This window comes from Escherichia sp. WS338 (assembly GCF_046486405.1).
In the GTDB taxonomy this organism is placed as follows: Bacteria; Pseudomonadota; Gammaproteobacteria; order Enterobacterales; family Enterobacteriaceae; genus Escherichia; species Escherichia coli.
The window spans coordinates 49416-71571 of sequence record NZ_JBJQLL010000019.1; the positions used below are offsets into that span (position 1 = coordinate 49416).

18 protein-coding genes and 1 riboswitch are annotated in these 22156 nt (G+C 52.7%); of the genes, 10 read left to right on the forward strand and 8 right to left on the reverse strand.

Annotation, left to right across the window (positions count from 1 at the left end; translation table 11 throughout):
• Positions 1-26: 26 nt before the first annotated feature.
• From ACJHWT_RS16960 to pgi, 5 genes are all read right to left on the reverse strand, one after another.
• Positions 27-2123 (reverse strand): YjbH domain-containing protein, encoded by a 2097-nt coding sequence (locus tag ACJHWT_RS16960; RefSeq protein ID WP_000745783.1) that lies wholly within the window; start codon positions 2121-2123, stop codon positions 27-29.
• Positions 2123-2860 carry a capsule biosynthesis GfcC family protein gene (locus tag ACJHWT_RS16965; protein WP_000595522.1) on the reverse strand — a complete coding sequence of 246 codons (738 nt, stop codon included), beginning with the start codon at positions 2858-2860 and terminating at the stop codon, positions 2123-2125. The genes ACJHWT_RS16960 and ACJHWT_RS16965 overlap by 1 nt, the downstream gene beginning before the upstream one ends.
• A complete protein-coding gene (locus ACJHWT_RS16970) occupies positions 2857-3495 on the reverse strand; it encodes a YjbF family lipoprotein (protein WP_001318175.1) in 639 nt (212 codons plus the stop codon). Before ACJHWT_RS16970 ends, ACJHWT_RS16965 begins: the two co-directional genes overlap by 4 nt.
• Positions 3496-3681: 186 nt before the next feature.
• The gene (gene yjbE / locus ACJHWT_RS16975) at positions 3682-3924 is read right to left on the reverse strand and encodes an exopolysaccharide production protein YjbE (RefSeq protein ID WP_000757337.1); all 243 of its coding nucleotides are present in this window, start codon (positions 3922-3924) and stop codon (positions 3682-3684) included.
• A gap of 497 nt (positions 3925-4421) precedes the next feature.
• The gene (gene pgi / locus ACJHWT_RS16980) at positions 4422-6071 is read right to left on the reverse strand and encodes a glucose-6-phosphate isomerase (RefSeq protein ID WP_000789986.1); all 1650 of its coding nucleotides are present in this window, start codon (positions 6069-6071) and stop codon (positions 4422-4424) included.
• A 236-nt stretch (positions 6072-6307) separates the two neighbouring features.
• Positions 6308-6504: riboswitch (Lysine riboswitch) on the forward strand.
• Positions 6505-6595: 91 nt separating this feature from the next.
• Between pgi and lysC the strand changes: the two genes are divergently transcribed.
• Positions 6596-7945, forward strand: a complete 1350-nt coding sequence (lysC, locus tag ACJHWT_RS16985; protein ID WP_001290320.1) for a lysine-sensitive aspartokinase 3 — start codon at positions 6596-6598, stop codon at positions 7943-7945.
• A gap of 253 nt (positions 7946-8198) precedes the next feature.
• Positions 8199-8471 (forward strand): DUF3811 domain-containing protein, encoded by a 273-nt coding sequence (locus ACJHWT_RS16990; RefSeq protein ID WP_001207635.1) that lies wholly within the window; start codon positions 8199-8201, stop codon positions 8469-8471.
• On the opposite strand, the gene rluF is transcribed toward ACJHWT_RS16990, so the two are convergent.
• Positions 8472-9344, reverse strand: a complete 873-nt coding sequence (rluF, locus tag ACJHWT_RS16995) for a 23S rRNA pseudouridine(2604) synthase RluF (protein ID WP_000936367.1) — start codon at positions 9342-9344, stop codon at positions 8472-8474.
• A gap of 347 nt (positions 9345-9691) precedes the next feature.
• Here rluF and ACJHWT_RS17000 point away from each other — a divergent pair, with 347 nt between their 5' ends.
• From ACJHWT_RS17000 to pepE, 8 genes are all read left to right on the forward strand, one after another.
• Positions 9692-10639, forward strand: coding sequence for a sugar-binding transcriptional regulator (locus tag ACJHWT_RS17000; RefSeq protein WP_001318174.1), 948 nt, complete (start codon positions 9692-9694; stop codon positions 10637-10639).
• A 69-nt stretch (positions 10640-10708) separates the two neighbouring features.
• Positions 10709-11515, forward strand: a complete 807-nt coding sequence (locus ACJHWT_RS17005; protein WP_001195405.1) for an SDR family oxidoreductase — start codon at positions 10709-10711, stop codon at positions 11513-11515.
• 9 nt (positions 11516-11524) lie between these two features.
• On the forward strand, positions 11525-11932 hold the full coding sequence (locus tag ACJHWT_RS17010; protein ID WP_000245647.1) for a mannose/fructose/sorbose PTS transporter subunit IIA: 408 nt from the start codon (positions 11525-11527) through the stop codon (positions 11930-11932).
• On the forward strand, positions 11932-12426 hold the full coding sequence (locus ACJHWT_RS17015; RefSeq protein WP_001027840.1) for a PTS system mannose/fructose/N-acetylgalactosamine-transporter subunit IIB: 495 nt from the start codon (positions 11932-11934) through the stop codon (positions 12424-12426). The genes ACJHWT_RS17010 and ACJHWT_RS17015 overlap by 1 nt, the downstream gene beginning before the upstream one ends.
• Before the next feature lie 65 nt (positions 12427-12491).
• Positions 12492-13289 (forward strand): PTS mannose/fructose/sorbose transporter subunit IIC, encoded by a 798-nt coding sequence (locus ACJHWT_RS17020; RefSeq protein WP_000406332.1) that lies wholly within the window; start codon positions 12492-12494, stop codon positions 13287-13289.
• A gap of 10 nt (positions 13290-13299) precedes the next feature.
• Positions 13300-14124, forward strand: coding sequence for a PTS system mannose/fructose/sorbose family transporter subunit IID (locus ACJHWT_RS17025; RefSeq protein WP_000437902.1), 825 nt, complete (start codon positions 13300-13302; stop codon positions 14122-14124).
• A 51-nt stretch (positions 14125-14175) separates the two neighbouring features.
• Positions 14176-15405, forward strand: a complete 1230-nt coding sequence (sorE, locus tag ACJHWT_RS17030) for an L-sorbose 1-phosphate reductase (protein ID WP_000858556.1) — start codon at positions 14176-14178, stop codon at positions 15403-15405.
• Positions 15406-15787: 382 nt separating this feature from the next.
• Positions 15788-16477: a dipeptidase PepE gene (gene pepE / locus ACJHWT_RS17035; RefSeq protein ID WP_000421763.1), complete on the forward strand. Its 690-nt coding sequence runs from the start codon at positions 15788-15790 to the stop codon at positions 16475-16477.
• An 89-nt stretch (positions 16478-16566) separates the two neighbouring features.
• Here the strand turns inward: pepE and ACJHWT_RS17040 are convergent, their stop codons facing one another.
• Positions 16567-18198: a Na/Pi cotransporter family protein gene (locus ACJHWT_RS17040; RefSeq protein WP_000956830.1), complete on the reverse strand. Its 1632-nt coding sequence runs from the start codon at positions 18196-18198 to the stop codon at positions 16567-16569.
• A 219-nt stretch (positions 18199-18417) separates the two neighbouring features.
• Complete coding sequence (gene metH / locus ACJHWT_RS17045; protein ID WP_000096051.1) at positions 18418-22101, reverse strand: methionine synthase; 3684 nt, start codon at positions 22099-22101, stop codon at positions 18418-18420.
• Between the last annotated feature and the right edge of the window lie 55 nt (positions 22102-22156).

The following is a 22156-nucleotide window of genomic DNA, read 5'->3' on the forward strand; positions in this document are numbered from 1 at the left end:
GCGAAAACTGGCACCTTTTTCATGACTTAGCGGAAATTGACGCTACGGTCGCTGGTCATGTCATACAACTGGAACTTACGCCCAAGTTGCTGACCACCGTCACGCGTCAGCGGCGTCCAGCCAATTGCCGCACGGCTGCGTGTCGGGCCAGACGAGAAGAGATCCAGCGGTACAGAGACATACACGCCTTTGGTGAAGTCCCCTTCGCCGTACTCCTCTTTTGAAACATTAGTGATCGTGGCATAGCCACCCACCACCACGCCGCTATCAAAGCGTTTGGCGATCTCCAGCGTGCCGCCTTTATCCCCTGCCAGATACTGCCCGACGCTCGCTTTCACTAACACATCCTGAGCGAAAGATGGCGTCCAGTAGGCGGTCAGATGTCCGGTTTTCACGCTGTAGTCGGTGAATTTCATCATATCTTTTGCACTACGCCAGTCGCGCTGTTTAACGTAGTTGGCATCCACACCAAACGCCCAGTTGCTGTCCAGCGGGCGATACAACACTTCTGCCCCCGCACCGCCAAACATGGTTTCGAGATAACCTCCGTAGACCTGACCGTAGAAGCCGTTGCCCAGATGCTGGAAGTAGTTGGCTTGCAGGTTATTCACATAGACATCGTTCTGCACATACTCGCGCACATGGGTACGAACGCGCGGTAAGTGCGAGTCCTGCGGCGGATTGGTGTAGTTAAACTTGTCGTAGTTGTTGGCAAGGTTAGCAAACAGGCTGCCGGTGGTCAGCAGATGGTCCGTCAGCCACAAATCCGCCGTTCCCATCACGCCCAGCTGATACATGTAAAAGTTTTCCGGGCCACCGACCGACTGGTTCAGCACCGGATCGATATGGAAATCAAAGCGTGATTTGTCGATATACCAGCCCTGCTCGGTGGACTGCGGAACCACTGGCTCGACGCGTTTTTGCGCCAGCTTCGTTTCGTGGCCCAACGGCTCTCCGGCGAGATGATTTTTCAGGCTGGCGACATCGGTTTCCGTCGTCACCTGCGGCATGTTAAGGCGATTTTCCGTAATGCGGATCGTTTTGATCCCATCCGGCAGATCGTTCATCACGATCCGATTAGCACGGATGATCCCTTCACGCGAATCACGATATTTCACCTGCTCGCCGGTGACATACAGCGTATCGCCTTTCGTCTGGATCTGCGGATCGGCCAGTCCGGCGTTGTATTTCAACAGCGTTAACTGATTCGCCACCACCGAATGCTGCAAAATGGCATCCTGTGGTTGCGGTTGATATTGCGGGCGGGCGTTATCGTTGTAGGACGGGCGCAGATCGTTAAAGTTGGTGCGCAGCGTGACGCCAAACATAAAAGTGTTGCCACGTTCATAGCTAAGGTTAACGTCGGCCCAATCGGTAACGCGATAAATCGCCCCGACGTTAAACTTACTTTTTTGCTCCAGCTTACCGGCAAAATCCTGCTGATAATTATTGCCTTCATACTCCAGTTTCAGGCGCAGCGGTTGCCAGGGCGTCTGGTATTCCACGCCGCCAAACAGTGAGGCCGGACCGTGGAACATCTGGCTGCCGTCGATAGATCCCGCTTGTTTGTAGCTGTTATCGCGATAGCAATATTTGTCACTGGCCGAACAGAGCGGATTTTTCACATTACCGCTGGTGCCCAGATATCCCCAGCCCAGGCCGAGCGTAAAATCGAATGGCCCCCAGGCTTTGCTGGCGACAAGATATTCCGCATCGAACAGCCCCGTACCGCCGATATCCCGCGCACCAACCGCCACTTGCGGCAGCCAGTAACTCTCTTCCCACAAACGCAGTTTGAGATCGAAGGCTTTATCTTTATACGTTTGATCGCCAGAGAACGCTTCGACGCTGCTGTACTGCCGGGTGCGCACGTCGGTGTAGCGCAGCGTTGTTTCCAGCCACGGGAAGAGTTGCACTGAAGCTGAGTAATAACGGTACTGATCGTTATCGCGATAGTTCAGACTCAACTCCCCTTCCCGTGCCATACGCGCGGTGGGCGTTTGTAATAATCCTACGCCACCGAAATCCGACTGCGACGGACCAATGGGCGCAGGATATGTTTCGCCGTAGCAAGCTGTGCTAATGCCCAGCGCCAGTAAGCTAAGCAGATGTCTTTTTTTCATTATTGAGGTATCCGCTGCGTCAGAGTCTGAAGAATGTCGGCGTTAAGGGCATCAGGCGTCTCACTCCAGACGGAGTCCGCGAGGCCAACATAAATAATGCTGCCGGGCATCGGCTCTACGTGACGCTTGTTCCAGTAAGCCACCGGCGCTTTTTGCGTGCGTCCGTCCGGGTAAACCACCCACGCGTAGCTGCGATCCGCACCGCTAAGCAGGTTCTGCCCGGAGAGATAGCTCGCCACGTCGCGACCTGGAATGAATGGCTGCTTGCCAGGACGGCTGATAAGCCCGAATAACGTGACCGTGGACGGCGGTGGTCCGACCCACAGCGTGTAGTTGCCCTGCAACGGCGGGTTACCGCGTTCGGCAACGCGGACGATATCAGGATCAAGATTGATTTTTTGCCTGCCCGTCACTTTCAACGCCTGAATTTGCTGGCGTAAGGCGTTAATCGCGGCGGCATCGTCGGCGCTGGAATCTGCAGCCAGTTCTGCCAGCCGTGTCAGCAACGCCTGCTGCTGACGCAATGCTGCCGCCGTTGCCAGCTCTTCGCTAATCACCGCACCGGGCCACCAACTGTTTGCCAGCCGTGGTTGGCCTACCAGATCGATTAAATGCTCTGCACCCGTCAGCGTTTTGGCCTCACTGCTGCCATTGCTGAATACCTTGACGGTTCCCGCCGCGAAGACTGATGACGCCCCCACACTCAAAATCAATGCGACAATAGTTTGTTTAATCATTGTTTTGCCGCCTTGATGAGAGTGGTTTTCACCGGGAAATAATCCGCGCCGAGATACTGTTGCGACTGGCGAATTTGCCCTTCGCTGTCGATCCAGTAGCGGTTATGCCAGCGCGCCTGGTCGGTGGAGACTTCTTCGTCCAGCACGCGAACCGGGGTTTCATCGCTGCCGACCTTGACGGTATCGGTGCCATCCCATTTGAAGACTGAGCGTGCGGTGGCGTAGCGTACCTGCTGGTACTCGGTCCAGCCCATCGTGCGCGTCCATGTTGCACCATCAACAATTTGTGCGGGTTTAATCAGCGGGTCGGCGGCAAGGTTATTCACTTCAATCAGGTTGTCGCCGCCAAGCAAAGTCTTCACCAGACGACCATGTTGTGTGACGAGAGTGGCCTGATCCTGAGTGACCCATTTTTGTTGTCCGTCTTCAGCGAAGGCCAGCACCACAAATAACTGCGGCCCGCCATTAAGCTGCATGTACTGGCTGGCGTAGGGCATATTTTGAATATCATCGTCCGTCAGCTGTACGCCTGGCGTGCCGAACAGACTGTCCCACAGTGAATTGCCCAGCTCTTTAGTCGTGGCTGAACAGGCCTGTAATAGCAGGCAGATAAGAATGAGTGCAGGTCGCTTCACGACTCTTCTCCAGAGGGGCAGAATAACCACACCGGAGTGTGGTTATGGTTAATCCCCTTCATACTTCAAGCTGCAGATGCGGTGACCGCACTCGTTCACCCCGGTCACATAGTTATCTATGCTCCCGGGGACTCACTCGCTTGTCGCCTTCCTGCAACTCGAATTATTTTGGGGATACATACTTTATTACTGGGTACTGGTGGTCGTGGTTGTTGTGGTCCCGGTATTAGAACCATCACCGCCACCGCTTGCCGCGAGCGCGACACCCACCGCCGAGCTTACGGTGCTGACGCTGGTCGCGGAGGAACTCCCCGCCGAAACCGACGTTGCTGCCGACCCTGCCGCTTCGCCCACCTGTACAGGTGCAGCCCACACAGAAGTCGCCGCAAGCGCAGATATGGCAAAAATGCCATACAGAACTTTTTTCATAACAATTTCCCTTCATTGAATGAATGGAGATTTACCCAAAAACATTTCGGGCGGGATCGAGTATACACAACTAAAGCATGCGAATTACGGCGCGGGGAATTAGTGATGGGGTTTTAGGATAATTGGAATGAATATCAAATATAAGCTTCAGCTTATATATAAATAGCACTAAAAATCATAAGCTTAAAATAAAAATAAAAGTAATTAATCTGCGTATTTTCCGAAATCAATCACGATTAAAAATCTATTTTAGGATTAACCTCACGGTATGATTTCCGTTAAATCACAGACAAGGGGATTTATCTGATAAAAAATGCCGACATAACGTCGGCATTGTTTTTAAGGCTATTTAATCAATCGTACTATGTATTAATTGCCGAATACGATGTACATATCGGCATCGACCTGTAGGCCTGATAAGACGCGACCGCGTCGCATCAGGCATCGGTTGCCGGATGCGGCGTGAACGCCTTATCCGGCCTACATATCGACAATGATTAACCGCGCCACGCTTTATAGCGGTTAATCAGACCATTGGTCGAGCTATCGTGGCTGCTGATTTCTTTGTCATCTTTCAGCTCTGGCAGAATACGGTTCGCCAGTTGTTTACCCAGCTCCACGCCCCACTGGTCGAAGGTGAAGATGTTCAGGATCACGCCCTGAGTAAAGATTTTGTGCTCATACAGCGCAATCAACGCACCCAGGCTGAACGGAGTGATTTCACGCAGCAGGATGGAGTTGGTCGGGCGGTTACCTTCGAACACTTTGAACGGCACCACGTAGTCAAGCGTTGCCGGATCTTTACCCTGATCACGATATTCCTGCTCAACCACTTCGCGGGATTTACCAAACGCCAGCGCTTCGGTCTGAGCAAAGAAGTTAGACAGCAGTTTCTGGTGATGATCAGAGAGCGGGTTATGGGTGATAGCCGGAGCGATGAAATCGCACGGTACCATTTTGGTTCCCTGGTGGATCAGCTGGTAGAACGCGTGCTGACCGTTAGTACCTGGTTCACCCCAGATAATCGGGCCAGTCTGGTAATCCACAACGTTACCGTTACGGTCAACATACTTTCCGTTGGACTCCATATTGCCCTGCTGGAAGTACGCCGCGAAACGGTGCATATACTGGTCATACGGCAGAATCGCTTCAGTTTCCGCACCAAAGAAATTGTTGTACCAGATGCCGATCAGCGCCAGCAAGACAGGCAGGTTTTTCTCGGCAGGCGTGGTGGAGAAATGCTTGTCCATCGCGTGTGCGCCAGAAAGCAGTTCAACAAAATTATCAAAGCCGATGGAGAGAACAATCGACAGGCCAATTGCTGACCACAAAGAGTAACGGCCGCCAACCCAGTCCCAGAACTCGAACATGTTGGCAGTATCAATACCAAACTCGCCAACGGCTTTGGCATTGGTGGAAAGCGCCGCAAAGTGTTTCGCAACGTGTTTTTCATCACCAGCCGCTTTCAGGAACCAGTCACGCGCACTATGGGCGTTGGTCATGGTTTCCTGAGTGGTGAAGGTTTTAGATGCTACCAGGAACAGCGTGGTTTCCGGGTTTACTTTTTTCAGCACTTCCGCGATGTGAGTCCCATCGACGTTAGAAACAAAGTGCATGTTCAGGTGGTTTTTGTATGGACGCAGTGCTTCAGTCACCATGTACGGGCCGAGGTCAGAACCGCCGATCCCGATGTTCACTACGTCAGTGATTGCTTTGCCGGTATAGCCTTTCCACTCACCGGAGATAATCGCTTCCGAGAAGGTTTTCATCTTCTCCAGCACCGCGTTGACTTCCGGCATAACATCTTTGCCATCAACCAGAATCGGGGTATTGCTACGGTTACGCAGCGCTACGTGCAGTACAGCGCGGTTTTCGGTGCGGTTGATCTTCTCACCAGAGAACATCGACTTAATCGCGCCCGCCAGATCGCACTCTTTCGCCAGATCTTGTAATTTCGCCAGCGTCTCTTCAGTGATGCGGTTTTTGGAGTAATCCACCAGCATCTGATCGTCGAAGGTTGCGGAGAACTTAGAAAAACGATCGCCGTCTTTAGCAAAAAGATCGGCGATCGTAACGTCTTTCATTTCATCGAAGTGTTTCTGTAGTGCCTGCCAGGCAGCGGTCTGCGTTGGATTGATGTTTTTCATTAGCAATACTCTTCTGATTTTGAGAATTGTGACTTTGGAAGATTGTAGCGCCAGTCACAGAAAAATGTGATGGTTTTAGTGCCGTTAGCGTAATGTTGAGTGTAAACCCTTAGCGCAGCGAAGCATTTATTAGCTGAACTACTGACCGCCAGGAGTGGATGAAAAATCCGCATGACCCCATCGTTGACAACGGCCCCGCTCACCCTTTATTTATAAATGTACTACCTGCGCTAGCGCAGGCCAGAAGAGGCGCGTTGCCCAAGTAACGGTGTTGGAGGAGCCAGTCCTGTGATAACACCTGAGGGGGTGCATCGCCGAGGTGATTGAACGGCTGGCCACGTTCATCATCGGCTACAGGGGCTGAATCCCCTGGGTTGTCACCAGAAGCGTTCGCAGTCGGGCGTTTCGCAAGTGGTGGAGCACTTCTGGGTGAAAATAGTAGCGAAGTATCGCTCTGCGCCCACCCGTCTTCCGCTCTTCCCTTGTGCCAAGGCTGAAAATGGATCCCCTGACACGAGGTAGTTATGTCTGAAATTGTTGTCTCCAAATTTGGCGGTACCAGCGTAGCTGATTTTGACGCCATGAACCGCAGCGCTGATATTGTGCTTTCTGATGCCAACGTGCGTTTAGTTGTCCTCTCGGCTTCTGCTGGTATCACTAATCTGCTGGTCGCTTTAGCTGAAGGACTGGAACCTGGCGAGCGATTCGAAAAACTCGACGCTATTCGCAACATCCAGTTTGCCATTCTGGAACGTCTGCGTTACCCGAACGTTATCCGTGAAGAGATTGAACGTCTGCTGGAGAACATTACTGTTCTGGCAGAAGCGGCGGCGCTGGCAACGTCTCCCGCGCTGACAGATGAACTGGTCAGCCACGGCGAGCTGATGTCGACCCTGCTGTTTGTCGAGATCCTGCGCGAACGCGATGTTCAGGCACAGTGGTTTGATGTACGTAAAGTGATGCGTACCAACGACCGATTTGGTCGTGCAGAGCCAGATGTAGCCGCGCTGGCGGAACTGGCCGCGCTGCAGTTGCTCCCACGCCTCAATGAAGGCTTAGTGATCACCCAGGGATTTATCGGTAGCGAAAATAAAGGTCGTACAACGACGCTTGGCCGTGGAGGCAGCGATTATACGGCAGCCTTGCTGGCGGAGGCTTTACACGCATCTCGTGTTGATATCTGGACCGACGTCCCGGGCATCTACACCACCGATCCACGCGTGGTTTCCGCAGCAAAACGCATTGATGAAATCGCGTTTGCCGAAGCGGCAGAGATGGCAACTTTTGGTGCAAAAGTACTGCATCCGGCAACGTTGCTACCCGCAGTACGTAGCGATATCCCGGTCTTTGTCGGCTCCAGCAAAGACCCACGCGCAGGTGGTACGCTGGTGTGCAATAAAACTGAAAATCCGCCGCTATTCCGCGCGCTGGCGCTTCGTCGCAATCAGACTCTGCTCACTTTGCACAGCCTGAATATGCTGCATTCTCGCGGTTTCCTCGCGGAAGTTTTCGGCATACTCGCGCGGCATAATATTTCGGTAGACTTAATCACCACGTCAGAAGTGAGCGTGGCATTAACCCTTGATACCACCGGTTCAACCTCCACTGACGATACCTTGCTGACGCAATCTCTGCTGATGGAGCTGTCTGCACTATGCCGGGTAGAAGTGGAGGAAGGTCTGGCGCTGGTCGCGTTGATTGGCAATGACCTGTCAAAAGCCTGCGGCGTTGGCAAAGAGGTATTCGGCGTACTGGAACCGTTCAACATTCGCATGATTTGTTACGGCGCATCCAGCCATAACCTGTGCTTCCTGGTGCCCGGCGAAGATGCCGAGCAGGTGGTGCAAAAACTGCATTTTAATTTGTTTGAGTAAACACAGTATGGCCCGGAAGACATTATTTCGGGCCGTATTGTTTTTCTTGTCATTATGCTCATCAATAAACGAGCCTGTACTCTGTTAACCAACGTCTTTATCGGAGAATAATTGCCTTTAATTTTTTTATCTGCATCTCTAACTAATTAGAGAAAGAGATAAATAGTTAAGAGAAGGCAAAATGAATATTATCAGTTCTGCTCGCAAACGAATTCCCGTACACTGAACTCTCTGGCTCACTGAGGGCACAATCATGGCACTCCCCCGTATTACCCAAAAAGAGATGACTGAACGCGAGCAGCGTGAACTAAAAACACTGCTGGATCGGGCGCGGATTGCGCATGGTCGCGTGTTGACTAATTCGGAAACCAACAGCATTAAAAAAGAGTACATCGATAAGCTGATGGTTGAGCGTGAAGCAGCAGCAAAAAAAGCCCGCCAATTGAAGAAAAAGCAGGCTTATAAACCGGATCCTGAAGCGTCATTTAGCTGGTCAGCAAATACGTCGACGCGCGGCAGGCGCTGATTAACGCCCCTTCTTTTTACGCCCCGGCGAGGTAAAACGCTTACCGTTGGACGCCGGGCGACCGCCTTTTTCCGCCGTTTTTTCCATCTTAACGACTGGACGTTTGATGCCCGCCGTTTTCGGTTTGGCCTTCGTTTTAGGTTTTGCCTCGGAAGAGGAATTTTCGATGAGCTTAAAGAGGTCGATTAACTCATCGTCAGTTAAATCGCGCCACTCACCCAGCGGAATGCCGCTTAAGCTGACGTTCATAATGCGCGTACGTTCCAGCTTTTTCACTTCGTAACCAAAGTGCTCGCACATGCGCCGGATCTGACGGTTCAGCCCCTGCACCAGGGTAATGCGGAAGACAAACGGCGCTTCTTTTTTGACTTTGCACTTTTTCGTCACCGTCCCGAGGATCGGCACCCCCGCCCCCATACCACGAATAAATTCATCGGTAATCGGTTTATCGACCGTCACCAGATACTCTTTCTCATGATCGTTACCCGCACGGAGGATCTTATTCACCAGATCGCCGTGATTGGTGAGGAAAATCAGCCCCTGGGAATCTTTATCCAGGCGGCCAATCGGGAACACGCGTTTGCTGTGGTTAACGAAATCGACAATGTTATCGCGCTCGCCATCTTCGGTGGTGCTGACAATACCGACGGGCTTGTTCAGGGCGATAAGTACCAAATCTTCGGCTTCCCGAGGCTCAATCAACTGACCGTTTACTTTCACAACGTCGCCGGGTTTCACCTGATCGCCAATGGTGGCTCGCTTGCCATTAAGGAACACATTGCCTTGCTCGATATAGCGATCCGCTTCGCGGCGTGAGCAAATTCCGCTTTCGCTGATGTATTTATTTAAACGGACTGATGAGTCGGGCAGCATAAATTCTCCTGTAAAACGCGGAATATACCGTACCTCTTAGCGGGGAAAAACAGGGTTATGCGGCAACGTCGAAATTAAATGTGATCTGCCACGCCTTTTATCACAAAAGTGTCTCCGGAAGTACGATGCAAATTTGCCTGGCAAAATAAGAATAATCAACAAATTACGCATCGCTGCACACCTGTGCTGATGACTACTACGCAGAGAAACAAATGTGCAAGAGAAAGCGCTATTTCCCCCCATGCAAAGAGTGAAAAATCGCTTTGAAAGGCCATCATGATGGGGTTATATCAGATCAAGCGGTGAGAAAGCGTATTTGCACAAATGTGCAGAACCAGGAGGCGGCAATGGAAAACAGTGACGATATCCGTTTGATTGTGAAGATTGCCCAACTCTATTACGAACAGGATATGACGCAGGCGCAAATTGCGCGCGAACTGGGTATTTACCGCACCACCATCAGCCGCTTGCTTAAACGAGGCCGCGATCAGGGAATTGTCACCATCGCCATCAACTATGACTACAACGAAAATCTCTGGCTGGAGCAGCAAGTGAAGCAAAAGTTTAGCCTGAAAGACGTTGTGGTGGTGTCAGGAAATGATGAGGATGAAGATACTCAACTGGCGATGATGGGGTTACACGGCGCGCAACTGCTGGATCGCTTGCTGGAACCTGGCGATATTGTCGGTTTTTCCTGGGGCCGCGCGGTGAGCGCACTGGTTGAAAACTTGCCGCAGGCGGGGCAATCGCGGCAGTTAATTTGCGTACCAATTATTGGCGGACCGTCCGGTAAACTCGAAAGCCGCTATCACGTAAACACATTAACCTACAGCGCGGCAGCGAAGCTGAAAGGGGAATCGCATCTCGCGGATTTTCCGGCTCTGCTGGATAACCCATTAATTCGTAATGGGATCATGCAGTCTCAGCACTTTAAAACCATCTCTGCCTACTGGGATAATCTGGATGTCGCCCTGGTGGGAATTGGCTCACCGGCCATTCGCGACGGCGCTAACTGGCATGCGTTTTATGGTGGTGAAGAGAGTGACGACCTGAATGCCCGCCAGGTTGCTGGCGATATTTGCTCGCGCTTTTTTGATATTCACGGCGCAATGGTTGAAACGAATATGAGCGAAAAAACACTCTCTATCGAAATGAATAAATTAAAGCAGGCGCGGTATTCCATTGGCATTGCCATGAGTGAAGAAAAATACAGCGGAATTATTGGTACACTGCGTGGAAAATATATTAATTGTCTGGTAACGAATAGCAGCACAGCTGAACTATTACTGAAATAAAAATCTTCCCGATGTTTATCGTAATAAAAATTACGGCGGGTCCCTATTATCTAAAATCAGGAGTCTGTTATGCAAACGTGGTTAAATTTGCAGGATAAAATCATTATCGTCACCGGCGGCGCATGCGGTATTGGTCTGGCGATTGTAGAGGAATTATTAGCACAAGGCGCGAATGTACAGATGGTCGATATTCACGGTGGCGATGGACAATATGAAGGTCATAAAGGCTATCAGTTTTGGCCGACCGATATTTCCAGCGCCAAAGAGGTAAATCATACGGTAGCGGAAATTATCCAGCGTTTTGGTCGCATCGACGGTCTGGTCAATAACGCCGGGGTCAATTTCCCGCGTCTGCTGGTCGATGAGAAAGCGCCTGCCGGGCAGTATGAACTCAACGAAGCTGCATTCGAAAAAATGGTCAATATCAACCAGAAAGGCGTTTTTCTGATGTCGCAGGCGGTGGCGCGACAGATGGTCAAACAACATGATGGCGTGATTGTGAATGTTTCCTCAGAAAGTGGACTGGAAGGCTCAGAAGGCCAAAGCTGTTACGCCGCTACCAAAGCCGCGCTCAATAGCTTCACGCGCTCCTGGTCGAAAGAGCTGGGTAAACACGGCATCCGTGTGGTCGGTATCGCGCCCGGGATTCTGGAAAAAACCGGGCTACGCACGCCGGAATATGAAGAGGCGCTGGCGTGGACGCGCAATATCACCGTCGAGCAGCTGCGTGAAGGCTATACCAAAAACGCCATTCCTATTGGGCGCGCCGGAAGATTAGCAGAAGTCGCTGATTTTGTTTGTTATCTGCTGTCTCAACGCGCCAGCTATATCACCGGAGTAACCACTAACATTGCGGGCGGCAAAACGCGCGGCTAAGGAGGCTTTATGGTCAACGCCATTTTTTGTGCCCACGGCAAATTAGCTTGCGCCATGCTGGAATCGGTTCAGATGGTTTACGGCAACGCCAATGTTGAAGCCGTTGAATTTGTGCCCGGTGAAAACGCCGGAGACATCGTAGCAAAGCTGGAAAAGTTAGTAAGCATTCACAATCAAGATGAGTGGCTGATTGCCGTGGATTTACAGTGCGGCAGCCCGTGGAATGCGGCAGCGATGCTTGCGATGCGCAATCCTCGTCTGCGGGTAATCAGCGGCCTTTCTCTGCCGCTGGCGCTCGAACTGGTTGATAACCAGCACAGCATGAATGTTGATGAACTGTGTGAACACCTGACGCAAATCGCAAAGCAAACCTGCGTTGTCTGGAAACAACTGGCAACGGCAGAGGAGGATTTCTGATGAACATTACGCTCGCCCGCATTGATGACCGTCTGATCCACGGCCAGGTCACTACCGTCTGGTCGAAAGTGGCTAATGCCCAGCACATTATTATCTGCAATGACGAAGTTTATAACGATGAAGTGCGCCGGACATTATTGCGTCAGGCTGCGCCACCGGGAATGAAGGTTAACGTGGTCAATATTGAAAAAGCCGTCGCGGTTTATCACAACCCGCAATATCAGGACGAAACCGTTTTTTATCTTTTCACTCGCCCACAGGATGCCTTAGCGATGGTTCGCCAGGGGGTAAAAATAGACACCCTGAATATTGGCGGCATGGCCTGGCGGCCCGGTAAAAAACAGTTAACCAAAGCGGTTTCATTAGATGATGATGATATTAACGCATTTCATGAGTTAAATAATCTTGGCGTCATACTGGATTTACGCGTCGTAGCGTCAGATCCCTCAATCAATATTATCGACAAAATAAACGAACAGTTAATCGCAAATTAAATAATAGCGCCTGTGTACATATGCTTTAACAGGCAGGGATGACGACACTTAAAAGGTGACAAATCATGGAAATAAGTACCCTACAAATCATTGCTATATTTCTTTTTTCCTGTATTGCCGGAATGGGCAGCGTGCTGGATGAATTTCAGACTCATCGTCCGTTAATTGCCTGTACGGTGATTGGTTTAATTCTCGGTGATTTAAAAACCGGAATTATGCTCGGTGGTACGCTGGAATTGATAGCTCTCGGCTGGATGAACGTCGGCGCGGCGCAATCTCCGGATTCTGCACTCGCCAGCATAATCTCCGCCATTCTGGTTATCGTTGGTCAGCAAAGCATCGCCACCGGAATCGCCATCGCGTTGCCTGTGGCTGCGGCAGGCCAGGTGCTGACGGTGTTTGCCCGTACCATCACCGTAGTGTTCCAGCACGCGGCGGATAAAGCAGCGGAAGAGGCGCGGTTTCGCACTCTCGATATTCTGCATGTCTCCGCGCTTGGCGTGCAGGCGCTGCGCGTTGCTATTCCGGCACTAATTGTCTCGCTGTTCGTCAGCGCTGATATGGTGAGCAATATGCTGAGCGCCATTCCCGAATTTGTGACCCGTGGACTGCAGATTGCTGGCGGTTTTATCGTGGTGGTCGGTTACGCCATGGTGCTTCGCATGATGGGCGTGAAATATTTGATGCCTTTCTTTTTCCTCGGTTTCCTCGCAGGTGGCTACCTCGATCTCAGTCTGCTGGCGTTCGGTGGCGTCGGCGTGATCATGGCCCTGCTCTACATCCAGTTAAATCCACAGTGGCGTAAAGCTGAACCACATCCCCAGACCACCACTATCACCGCCCTTGACCAACTTGATGATTAACGGAGCCATCATGGAACAGAGAAAAATTACACGCAGCGATCTGGTGAGCATGTTTCTGCGCTCCAACCTGCAACAGGCGTCCTTTAACTTTGAACGTATTCACGGGCTGGGTTTTTGCTACGACATGATCCCCGCCATCAAACGACTTTACCCATTAAAAGAGGATCAGGTTGCGGCGCTCAGGCGACACCTGGTGTTCTTCAATACCACGCCAGCCGTATGTGGCCCGGTCATCGGCGTCACTGCCGCCATGGAAGAGGCGCGAGCCAACGGCGCGGAAATTGATGACGGTACCATTAACGGCATCAAAGTCGGCCTGATGGGACCGTTGGCAGGGGTTGGCGATCCACTGGTCTGGGGAACGCTGCGCCCGATTACCGCCGCGCTCGGCGCATCTCTGGCACTTTCGGGCAACATTCTCGGCCCGCTGCTGTTCTTCTTTATTTTCAACGCGGTGCGTCTGGCGATGAAGTGGTATGGCCTACAGCTCGGCTTTCGCAAAGGGGTGAATATCGTCAGCGATATGGGCGGGAATGTGCTGCAAAAACTCACCGAAGGCGCGTCGATTCTCGGACTGTTTGTGATGGGCGTGCTGGTGACCAAATGGACGTCAATCAACGTACCGTTGGTGGTTTCACAAACGCATGCCGCCGATGGCTCCACCGTCACCATGACCGTGCAGAACATTCTCGACCAACTTTGCCCTGGTTTGCTGGCGCTCGGTCTGACGCTACTGATGGTTCGTCTGCTCAACAAAAAAATTAACCCGGTATGGCTGATTTTCGCCCTGTTTGGCTTAGGGATTATCGGCAATGCGCTGGGCTTCCTGTCCTGATTCTTCGCCCCGGCACGACTGCCGGGGCCATCGCTCAACATGAGGTGGTTTATGAAAACAACAGCTCTGCGTCTTTATGGTAAACGTGATTTACGCCTGGAAACCTTTGATCTTCCTGAAATGCAGGAGGATGAAATCCTCGCGACGGTGGTCACTGACAGCCTGTGCCTCTCTTCCTGGAAAGAGGCCAACCTGGGTGAAAACCATAAAAAAGTACCCGACGATGTGGCGACCAACCCAATCATCATCGGCCACGAGTTTTGCGGCGATATTCTGGCCGTGGGTAAAAAGTGGCAGCACAAATTCCAGCCGGGTCAGCGTTATGTGATTCAGGCCAACCTGCAACTCCCCGACCGCCCGGACTGCCCCGGCTACTCCTTCCCGTGGGTGGGCGGCGAAGCCACGCATGTGGTTATTCCCAACGAGGTCATGGAACAAGATTGCCTGCTGGCATACGACGGCGAAACCTATTTTGAAGGCTCGCTGGTTGAACCGCTTTCCTGCGTGATTGGCGCGTTCAACGCCAACTATCATCTTCAGGAAGGTAGTTATAACCACACGATGGGGATTCGCCCGCAAGGGCGCACGCTGATCCTCGGCGGCACCGGCCCGATGGGGCTGCTGGCGATTGATTATGCGTTGCATGGACCGGTTAACCCGTCGCTGCTCGTCATTACCGATACCGACAACGACAAATTGAGTTATGCACGCAAGCACTATCCATCAGAACCGCAAACACTGATTCATTATCTCAATGCCGCCGATGCAGCATTTGATACGTTAATGGCACTGAGTGGCGGTCACGGCTTCGATGATATTTTCGTCTTTGTGCCTAATGAAGGACTGGTGACTCTCGCCTCTTCCTTGCTGGCGACAGATGGTTGTCTGAATTTCTTCGCCGGACCGCAGGATAAGCACTTCAGCGCGCCAATTAATTTCTACGATGTGCATTATGCATTTACCCACTACGTGGGCACGTCAGGCGGCAATACCGACGACATGCGCGCGGCGGTCAAACTGATCGAAGAGAAAAAAGTGCAGGCCGCAAAAGTGGTAACACATATTCTTGGGCTGAATGCCGCGGGCGAAACCACGCTTGAATTGCCTGCCGTCGGCGGCGGCAAAAAGCTGGTGTATACCGGGAAATACCTGCCGCTTATGTCACTCACGCAGATTCAGGATCAAGCACTGGCGGCGATTCTGGCGCGTCATCAGGGGATCTGGTCCGGTGAGGCGGAGCAATATCTGCTCGCCCATGCAGAAGCAATTTCCCATGATTAATCGCGCTACTTAACTCTGCATGTCGCTGGCTGGTCGCCGCGGCAACTTCGCGACCGGATGTGCGGCTGATTGCTGAAGCGGCCCAATGTGCACGAGAAGGATAAAAAAACATCAGCGCCTTAAGGGGCGCTCAAATTGGTGGCAAAGTACACATTGTTTATGCCGGATGCGGAATGAAGCCTTATTCGGCATACATAATCTCGAAAATTCAATATATTGCAGTTATCTGGTAGGCCAGGTAAGCGTAGCCCATCAGGCAATGCTGTGTTTGTCATCAGTCTCAGCGCCCGGTGCAATACGTGACATCGTGAGCCATGTCAGTAAGTGGTTAAATTCGCAGTGGTAGCATGCCTCCCGAGATTTCTTACTAACCGGAGAAGTAATGGAACTGCTTTTATTGAGTAACTCGACGCTGCCGGGTAAAGCCTGGCTGGAACATGCACTGCCGCTAATTGCTGAACAGTTGCAGGGTCGCCGCTCAGCGGTGTTTATCCCTTTCGCTGGCGTAACGCAGACCTGGGATGATTACACAGCGAAAACGGCTGCGGTTCTCGCTCCGCTGGGTGTTTCTGTCACCGGTATTCATAGCGTTGTCGATCCCGTTGCCGCGATTGAAAATGCGGAAATTGTGATTGTCGGCGGCGGTAATACTTTCCAGTTGCTGAAACAGTGCCGCGAGCGCGGGCTGCTGGCACCAATTACTGACGTGGTTAAACGTGGCGCGCTGTATATTGGCTGGAGCGCAGGCGCTAACCTTGCTTGCCCAACCATTCGTACCACCAACGATATGCCGATTGTCGATCCACAAGGTTTCGATGCGCTGAATCTGTTCCCGTTGCAAATCAACCCGCACTTCACCAACGCGCTGCCGGAAGGCCATAAAGGTGAAACCCGTGAACAGCGTATTCGCGAACTGCTGGTCGTCGCGCCAGAACTCACAATTATTGGTCTACCGGAAGGTAACTGGATCACAGTGAGTAAAGGTCACGCAACGCTGGGTGGCCCGAACACCACTTATGTGTTTAAGGCTGGTGAAGAAGCGGTTCCGCTGGAAGCGGGTCACCGTTTTTAAATGAATTGCCGGATGCATAATCCGGCATCTTGTTCATCGTGCCTGATGCGACGCTTTACGCGTCTTATCAGGTCTACAGGGTCACGGTATTAATACTCGTCCCGTCCTTCGTCTTCATCCGGCTGTTCCAGCACACTGTAAGCCACCGAACAAAACAGCGAGTTCAGACGCTGCATATCTCCCAGTAAGCCTAAATGTAGCGAACTGGTTTCAATGCTTTGCACGTTTTGCTGATGCAGGCGATCGACGTGAGCATGGGAATAACGGCGATTAAGAATGCGAAAACGATGCTTGCTGCGGCGCAAACGACGGGCGCTGGTAACATCGCCAGAGAAGAAAACCGACATTGCCAGTTTTAAATTACTGAGCAATTGCTCATAGAGCGCATCCAGTTCCTTCAAGCCATCAAGCGAAAATGCTCGCCTTGCAGCCAGCGATTTGTCGGCAATTTCGCTCCCCATGCGCTCGACGATATCGGAGGCCTGTTCAAGGTTGAGCGACATTTCGATGATCTCCGCCCAGCGGCGCGACTCTTCTTCTGCCAGTTCCTCTTTTGGCATCCGCGCCAGATACAGCTTAATGGCGGTATAGAGAACGTTGATATCATCTGCCAGCTTACGCAGCTCTTTCTCCTGCCGTGGCTCGCCGTGCATCACTTTATTCAGCCCTTCCATCATCTGTTCCATGGCGTCGCCAATGCGCAGGGTTTCGCGCGCGGCGTTCGCCAGAGCAAGCGTGGGCGTATCCAGCGCGCTGACATCCAGATGTTTGGGCCGTAGCTGGGTATCCAGTTCCGGTTCATCGCGAATAATCGTTTTGCAAAACCGTGCCATCGGGTCAACAAATGGCAGCATGACCAGGCAACGTACAAGGTTGTAGAAGACATGGAAATAGATCACCAGTTCCGCTTTTGGCAATGACAACTTCCCCATTGTCTCTGCCAGCAAATGGACAAACGGCAGGATAATCAGGCTACCCACCAGCTTAAACAGCAGACTACCCAGCGCGACACGGCGGGCTGCGGCATTGGCGGCACTGTTGTTGAGCATCGCCAGCAGGCCGGAACCGAGGTTTGCACCAATCACCAGACAAAGCGCCACTGGGAAAGAGATAATGCCTGCGGCGGTCAGAGTCGCGGTCAGCAGTACCGCGGCAAGGCTGGAGTAGCTGATAATGGCGAACATCGCACCAATCAGCGCATCCAGCAGAATATCGCCGGTCAGCGAGGCAAAGATCACCTGAACGCCGTTTGCCTGGGTGATCGGCGTTACGGCCTGCACAATCAACTCCAGCGCCAGCAAAATCAACCCAAGACCAATACCGACGCGGCCCAGTTGCCCGGCGCGTGACTGTTTGCGTCCGAGGAAAAAAATCACGCCGATAAAAATAAGTAATGGTGACAGCCAGGATAAGTCGAAGGTGAGAATACGCGCCATTAGCGCCGTCCCGACATCTGCACCCAGCACAATCACCAGAGCCGGTGCGAGGGCTACCAGATCCTGAGCGACGAACGAGGTCACCAGCATAGTGGTGGCATTACTGCTCTGCACCAGTGCGGTAACGCCTATCCCCGCGCAAAAGGCGAGCGGCTTTTTTTCGACGCTCCGGCTAAGGACAGTACGCAAACGCGCGCCGAAGACGCGCATTACGCCGGTTCGAACAATATGAGTCCCCCAGACCAGCAGGGCGACGGCAGAAAGCAGGTGAAGCAGCGTTAACACGAGTTCAGGTTCTCCTTATCGTTATATGTTCCTGAAGCAATTGAATGACCAAAGGACCGGAAACACGCTGACTGGCATCTTTACTGTGCCTTTTGACATTCGTTTTTCCGGCTAAGATTATTCCAGCCTGTTTCCAGTATAAGTGTTTCATATTAATAAAGAGACAGGGCACTCATTGAGCGCCCTGTTTGTTGTAAGGAAAAGTGACAGATTTGTGAATCAGTCCGCGTCATACCCCAGATTCGGTGCCAGCCAGCGCTCAACATCTGAGACGCTCATACCTTTACGGCGGGCATAGTATTCAACCTGATCGCGCTGGATTTGCGCCACCGCGTAATACTTGCTGTCCGGGTGGCTGAAGTACCAACCCGAAACCGATGCACCAGGCCACATGGCGAAAGATTCTGTGAGTTTCATGCCAGTGTGTTTTTCCACTTCCAGCAGCTCCCAGATGGTGGCTTTTTCCGTATGTTCCGGGCAGGCCGGATAACCCGGTGCCGGACGGATGCCCTGGTAGTTTTCGCGGATCAGCTCTTCGTTGCTGAGGTTCTCGTTCGGCGCATAGCCCCAGTAGACTTTACGCACACGCTCATGGAGATACTCCGCAAAGGCTTCGGCTAAACGGTCGGCAAGCGCTTTCACCATGATTTTGTTGTAATCATCGTGCTGCGCTTCAAAGGCATCAGCCAGTGCGTCCTCTTCCAGCCCGCCAGTCACGGCAAATGCGCCGATGTAATCTGCTTTACCAGAAAGCTTCGGCGCAACGAAGTCAGCGAGACAGTAGTTAGCGAAGCCGGTTTTTTCGGTCTGTTGACGCAGATGGTGGCTGACGTTGATCACATGGGTACGCGTTTCGTCACGGTAGATTTCAATGTCATCGCCCACACGGTTTGCCGGGAACAGGCCCACCACGCCACGCGGATTCAGCGTTTTTTCGGCGCTTAATTTATCCAGCATGTCGTTGGCGTCTTTAAACAGCCGCTGCGCCTCAACACCTACCACTTCATCTTCCAGAATGCGCGGATACTTCCCGGCCAGCGACCAGGTCATAAAGAACGGCGTCCAGTCGATGTAATTACGCAGCGTTTCGATGCTGGCTTCGACTTCCTGCACACCGAGACGGTGCGCCACCGGCGGCGTGTAAGCCTGCCAGTCAAAAGCGAAGTCGTTATCACGCGCCGCCTCCAGCGTGACCGGTGGTGTGCGTGGTTTCTTTCGTCCGTGCTGAATACGCACGGTTTCGTACTCCTTGCGGGTACGAGCAACGAAATCATCGCGCTGAGTGTCGGAAAGCAGCGCCGCCACCACACCAACGGTGCGTGAAGCGTTCTGCACATACACCGTCGGGCCGCTGTAGTTCTGCTCGATTTTCACCGCCGTGTGCGCTTTTGAGGTGGTCGCGCCGCCAATCAATAGCGGAATGGTGAAGCCCTGACGCTCCATCTCTTTCGCCACGTTAACCATCTCGTCCAGCGACGGCGTGATAAGCCCCGAAAGTCCAATCAGATCAGCATTCACTTCTTTAGCGGTACGGAGAATTTTTTCCGCAGGCACCATAACGCCGAGATCGACAATTTCGTAGTTGTTACATTGCAGCACCACACCAACGATATTTTTACCGATGTCGTGGACGTCGCCCTTCACGGTGGCGATCACCATCTTGCCGTTGGTTTTGCCCTGCTCTTTGCTGGCTTCAATAAACGGTTCGAGGTAGGCCACCGCCTGCTTCATCACACGCGCCGATTTGACCACCTGTGGCAGGAACATTTTCCCTTCGCCAAACAGATCGCCGACCACGTTCATGCCGTCCATCAACGGGCCTTCAATCACTTCAATCGGGCGCGTAGCCTGCTGGCGGGCTTCTTCGGTATCCTGCTCGATAAACTCGGTAATGCCTTTGACCAGCGAGTATTCCAGACGTTTATTCACTTCCCACGAGCGCCACTCCGCCTGCTGGGCGTTAGCGGTGTCGTCGGTTTTGCTGCCGCGATATTTCTCGGCAAGCTCCAGTAAACGCTCAGTGCCATCGTCGCGACGGTTAAGAATCACATCTTCCACCGCGTCGCGCAGTTCAGCGGGTAGGTCGTCGTAAATTGCCAGCTGCCCGGCGTTGACGATCCCCATATCCATGCCATTGCGAATAGCGTAGTAGAGGAACACCGCGTGAATGGCTTCGCGCACCGGATCGTTGCCACGGAATGAGAAAGAAACGTTAGATACGCCGCCGGAAATCAGTGCGTGCGGCAGTTCACGTTTGATGTCTTCACACGCGCCGATAAAGTCCTGCGCGTAATTGTTGTGCTCTTCAATGCCAGTTGCGACCGCGAAGATGTTCGGGTCGAAGATGATATCTTCAGCCGGGAAGCCAACCTCTTCGGTGAGGATTTTGTACGCCCGACGGCAAATCTCGATTTTCCGTGCGCGGGTATCGGCCTGGCCCTGTTCGTCAAAAGCCATTACCACGACTGCCGCACCGTAACGACGCAACAATTTCGCGTGATGGATAAAAGCGTCGACGCCTTCTTTCATCGAAATAGAGTTAACAATGCCTTTGCCCTGGATACACTTCAGACCTTTTTCAATGACATCCCATTTTGAGGAGTCGATCATAATCGGCACGCGAGCGATATCCGGTTCACCGGCAATCAGATTGAGAAAACGCACCATCGCCGCTTCGGCGTCGAGCATCCCTTCATCCATGTTGATATCGATAATCTGCGCACCGTTTTCCACCTGCTGACGCGCCACATCCAGCGCCTCGCTGTATTTCTCTTCTTTGATCAGGCGCTTGAACTTAGCGGAACCGGTGACGTTGGTGCGTTCACCCACGTTCACAAACAGGCTATCTTCGCCAATGTTCAGCGGCTCCAGGCCGGACAAACGGCAGGCTACGGGGATTTCCGGCAGTTTGCGCGGCGCTAATCCTTCTACTGCACGACTCATCGCTGCAATATGTTGTGGCGTGGTGCCACAGCAGCCGCCGACGATATTGAGAAAGCCCGCTTGCGCCCATTCACGTATCTGTTTTGCCATCGTGTCGGCGTCGAGATCGTACTCACCAAAGGCGTTGGGTAGCCCGGCGTTTGGGTGCGCGGTGACGTAGCATTCCGCAATCCGTGACAGCTCCTGCACGTACTGGCGCAGTTCGTCTGGCCCCAGCGCACAGTTAAGGCCGAAAGTCAGCGCTTCGGCGTGGCGCAGAGAGTTATAAAACGCTTCGGTGGTCTGCCCGGAGAGCGTGCGCCCGGAGGCGTCGGTGATGGTGCCGGAGATCATAATCGGCAGCTCAACGCCCAGCGCTTCAAACTCCGTTTTCACCGCAAAGACCGCCGCTTTGGCGTTAAGGGTGTCGAAAACGGTTTCAATCAGGATCAGATCCGCACCACCTTCCACCAGCGCTTTGGTGGATTCGCGATAGGCCGCCACCAGCTGGTCAAAAGTGATGTTGCGGAATGCCGGATCGTTGACGTCCGGAGAAATAGACGCCGTGCGGTTGGTCGGGCCGAGAACACCGGCAACGTAGCGCGGTTTCTCCGGCGTGCGCGCGGTCCACTCATCAGCACAGGCGCGCGCCAGTTTCGCCGCCGCAAAGTTGATTTCCGCCGACAGGGATTCCATCTGGTAATCCGCCATCGCAATGGTCGTGGAGTTGAAGGTGTTGGTTTCGATGATATCCGCGCCCGCTTCAAAGTAGGCGTTGTGGATAGCGGCGATCACTTCCGGTTTACTGAGCACCAGCAGGTCGTTGTTGCCTTTGAGGTCGCATGGCCAGTCGGCAAAGCGTTCACCACGAAAATCGGCTTCGTTCAGTCGATAGCTCTGGATCATGGTGCCCATACCGCCGTCCAGCACCAGAATACGTTCATTTAACTGCGCACGCAGTTGTTCCACTTTGCTGCTCACACTTGCTCCCGACACGCTCAACCCAGATTTAATAAAAATTCAACAAACCATACTG

Bases quoted from the DNA above. Each gene is read 5' to 3' on its own strand.
- ACJHWT_RS16960 (WP_000745783.1), bottom strand. From the start codon at position 2,123: ATGAAAAAAAGACATCTGCTTAGCTTACTGGCGCTGGGCATTAGCACA.
- ACJHWT_RS16965 (WP_000595522.1), bottom strand. From the start codon at position 2,860: ATGATTAAACAAACTATTGTCGCATTGATTTTGAGTGTGGGGGCGTCA.
- yjbE (WP_000757337.1), bottom strand. From the start codon at position 3,924: ATGAAAAAAGTTCTGTATGGCATTTTTGCCATATCTGCGCTTGCGGCG.
- pgi (WP_000789986.1), bottom strand. From the start codon at position 6,071: ATGAAAAACATCAATCCAACGCAGACCGCTGCCTGGCAGGCACTACAG.
- lysC (WP_001290320.1), top strand. From the start codon at position 6,596: ATGTCTGAAATTGTTGTCTCCAAATTTGGCGGTACCAGCGTAGCTGAT.
- ACJHWT_RS16990 (WP_001207635.1), top strand. From the start codon at position 8,199: ATGGCACTCCCCCGTATTACCCAAAAAGAGATGACTGAACGCGAGCAG.
- rluF (WP_000936367.1), bottom strand. From the start codon at position 9,344: ATGCTGCCCGACTCATCAGTCCGTTTAAATAAATACATCAGCGAAAGC.
- ACJHWT_RS17000 (WP_001318174.1), top strand. From the start codon at position 9,692: ATGGAAAACAGTGACGATATCCGTTTGATTGTGAAGATTGCCCAACTC.
- ACJHWT_RS17005 (WP_001195405.1), top strand. From the start codon at position 10,709: ATGCAAACGTGGTTAAATTTGCAGGATAAAATCATTATCGTCACCGGC.
- ACJHWT_RS17010 (WP_000245647.1), top strand. From the start codon at position 11,525: ATGGTCAACGCCATTTTTTGTGCCCACGGCAAATTAGCTTGCGCCATG.
- ACJHWT_RS17015 (WP_001027840.1), top strand. From the start codon at position 11,932: ATGAACATTACGCTCGCCCGCATTGATGACCGTCTGATCCACGGCCAG.
- ACJHWT_RS17020 (WP_000406332.1), top strand. From the start codon at position 12,492: ATGGAAATAAGTACCCTACAAATCATTGCTATATTTCTTTTTTCCTGT.
- ACJHWT_RS17025 (WP_000437902.1), top strand. From the start codon at position 13,300: ATGGAACAGAGAAAAATTACACGCAGCGATCTGGTGAGCATGTTTCTG.
- sorE (WP_000858556.1), top strand. From the start codon at position 14,176: ATGAAAACAACAGCTCTGCGTCTTTATGGTAAACGTGATTTACGCCTG.
- pepE (WP_000421763.1), top strand. From the start codon at position 15,788: ATGGAACTGCTTTTATTGAGTAACTCGACGCTGCCGGGTAAAGCCTGG.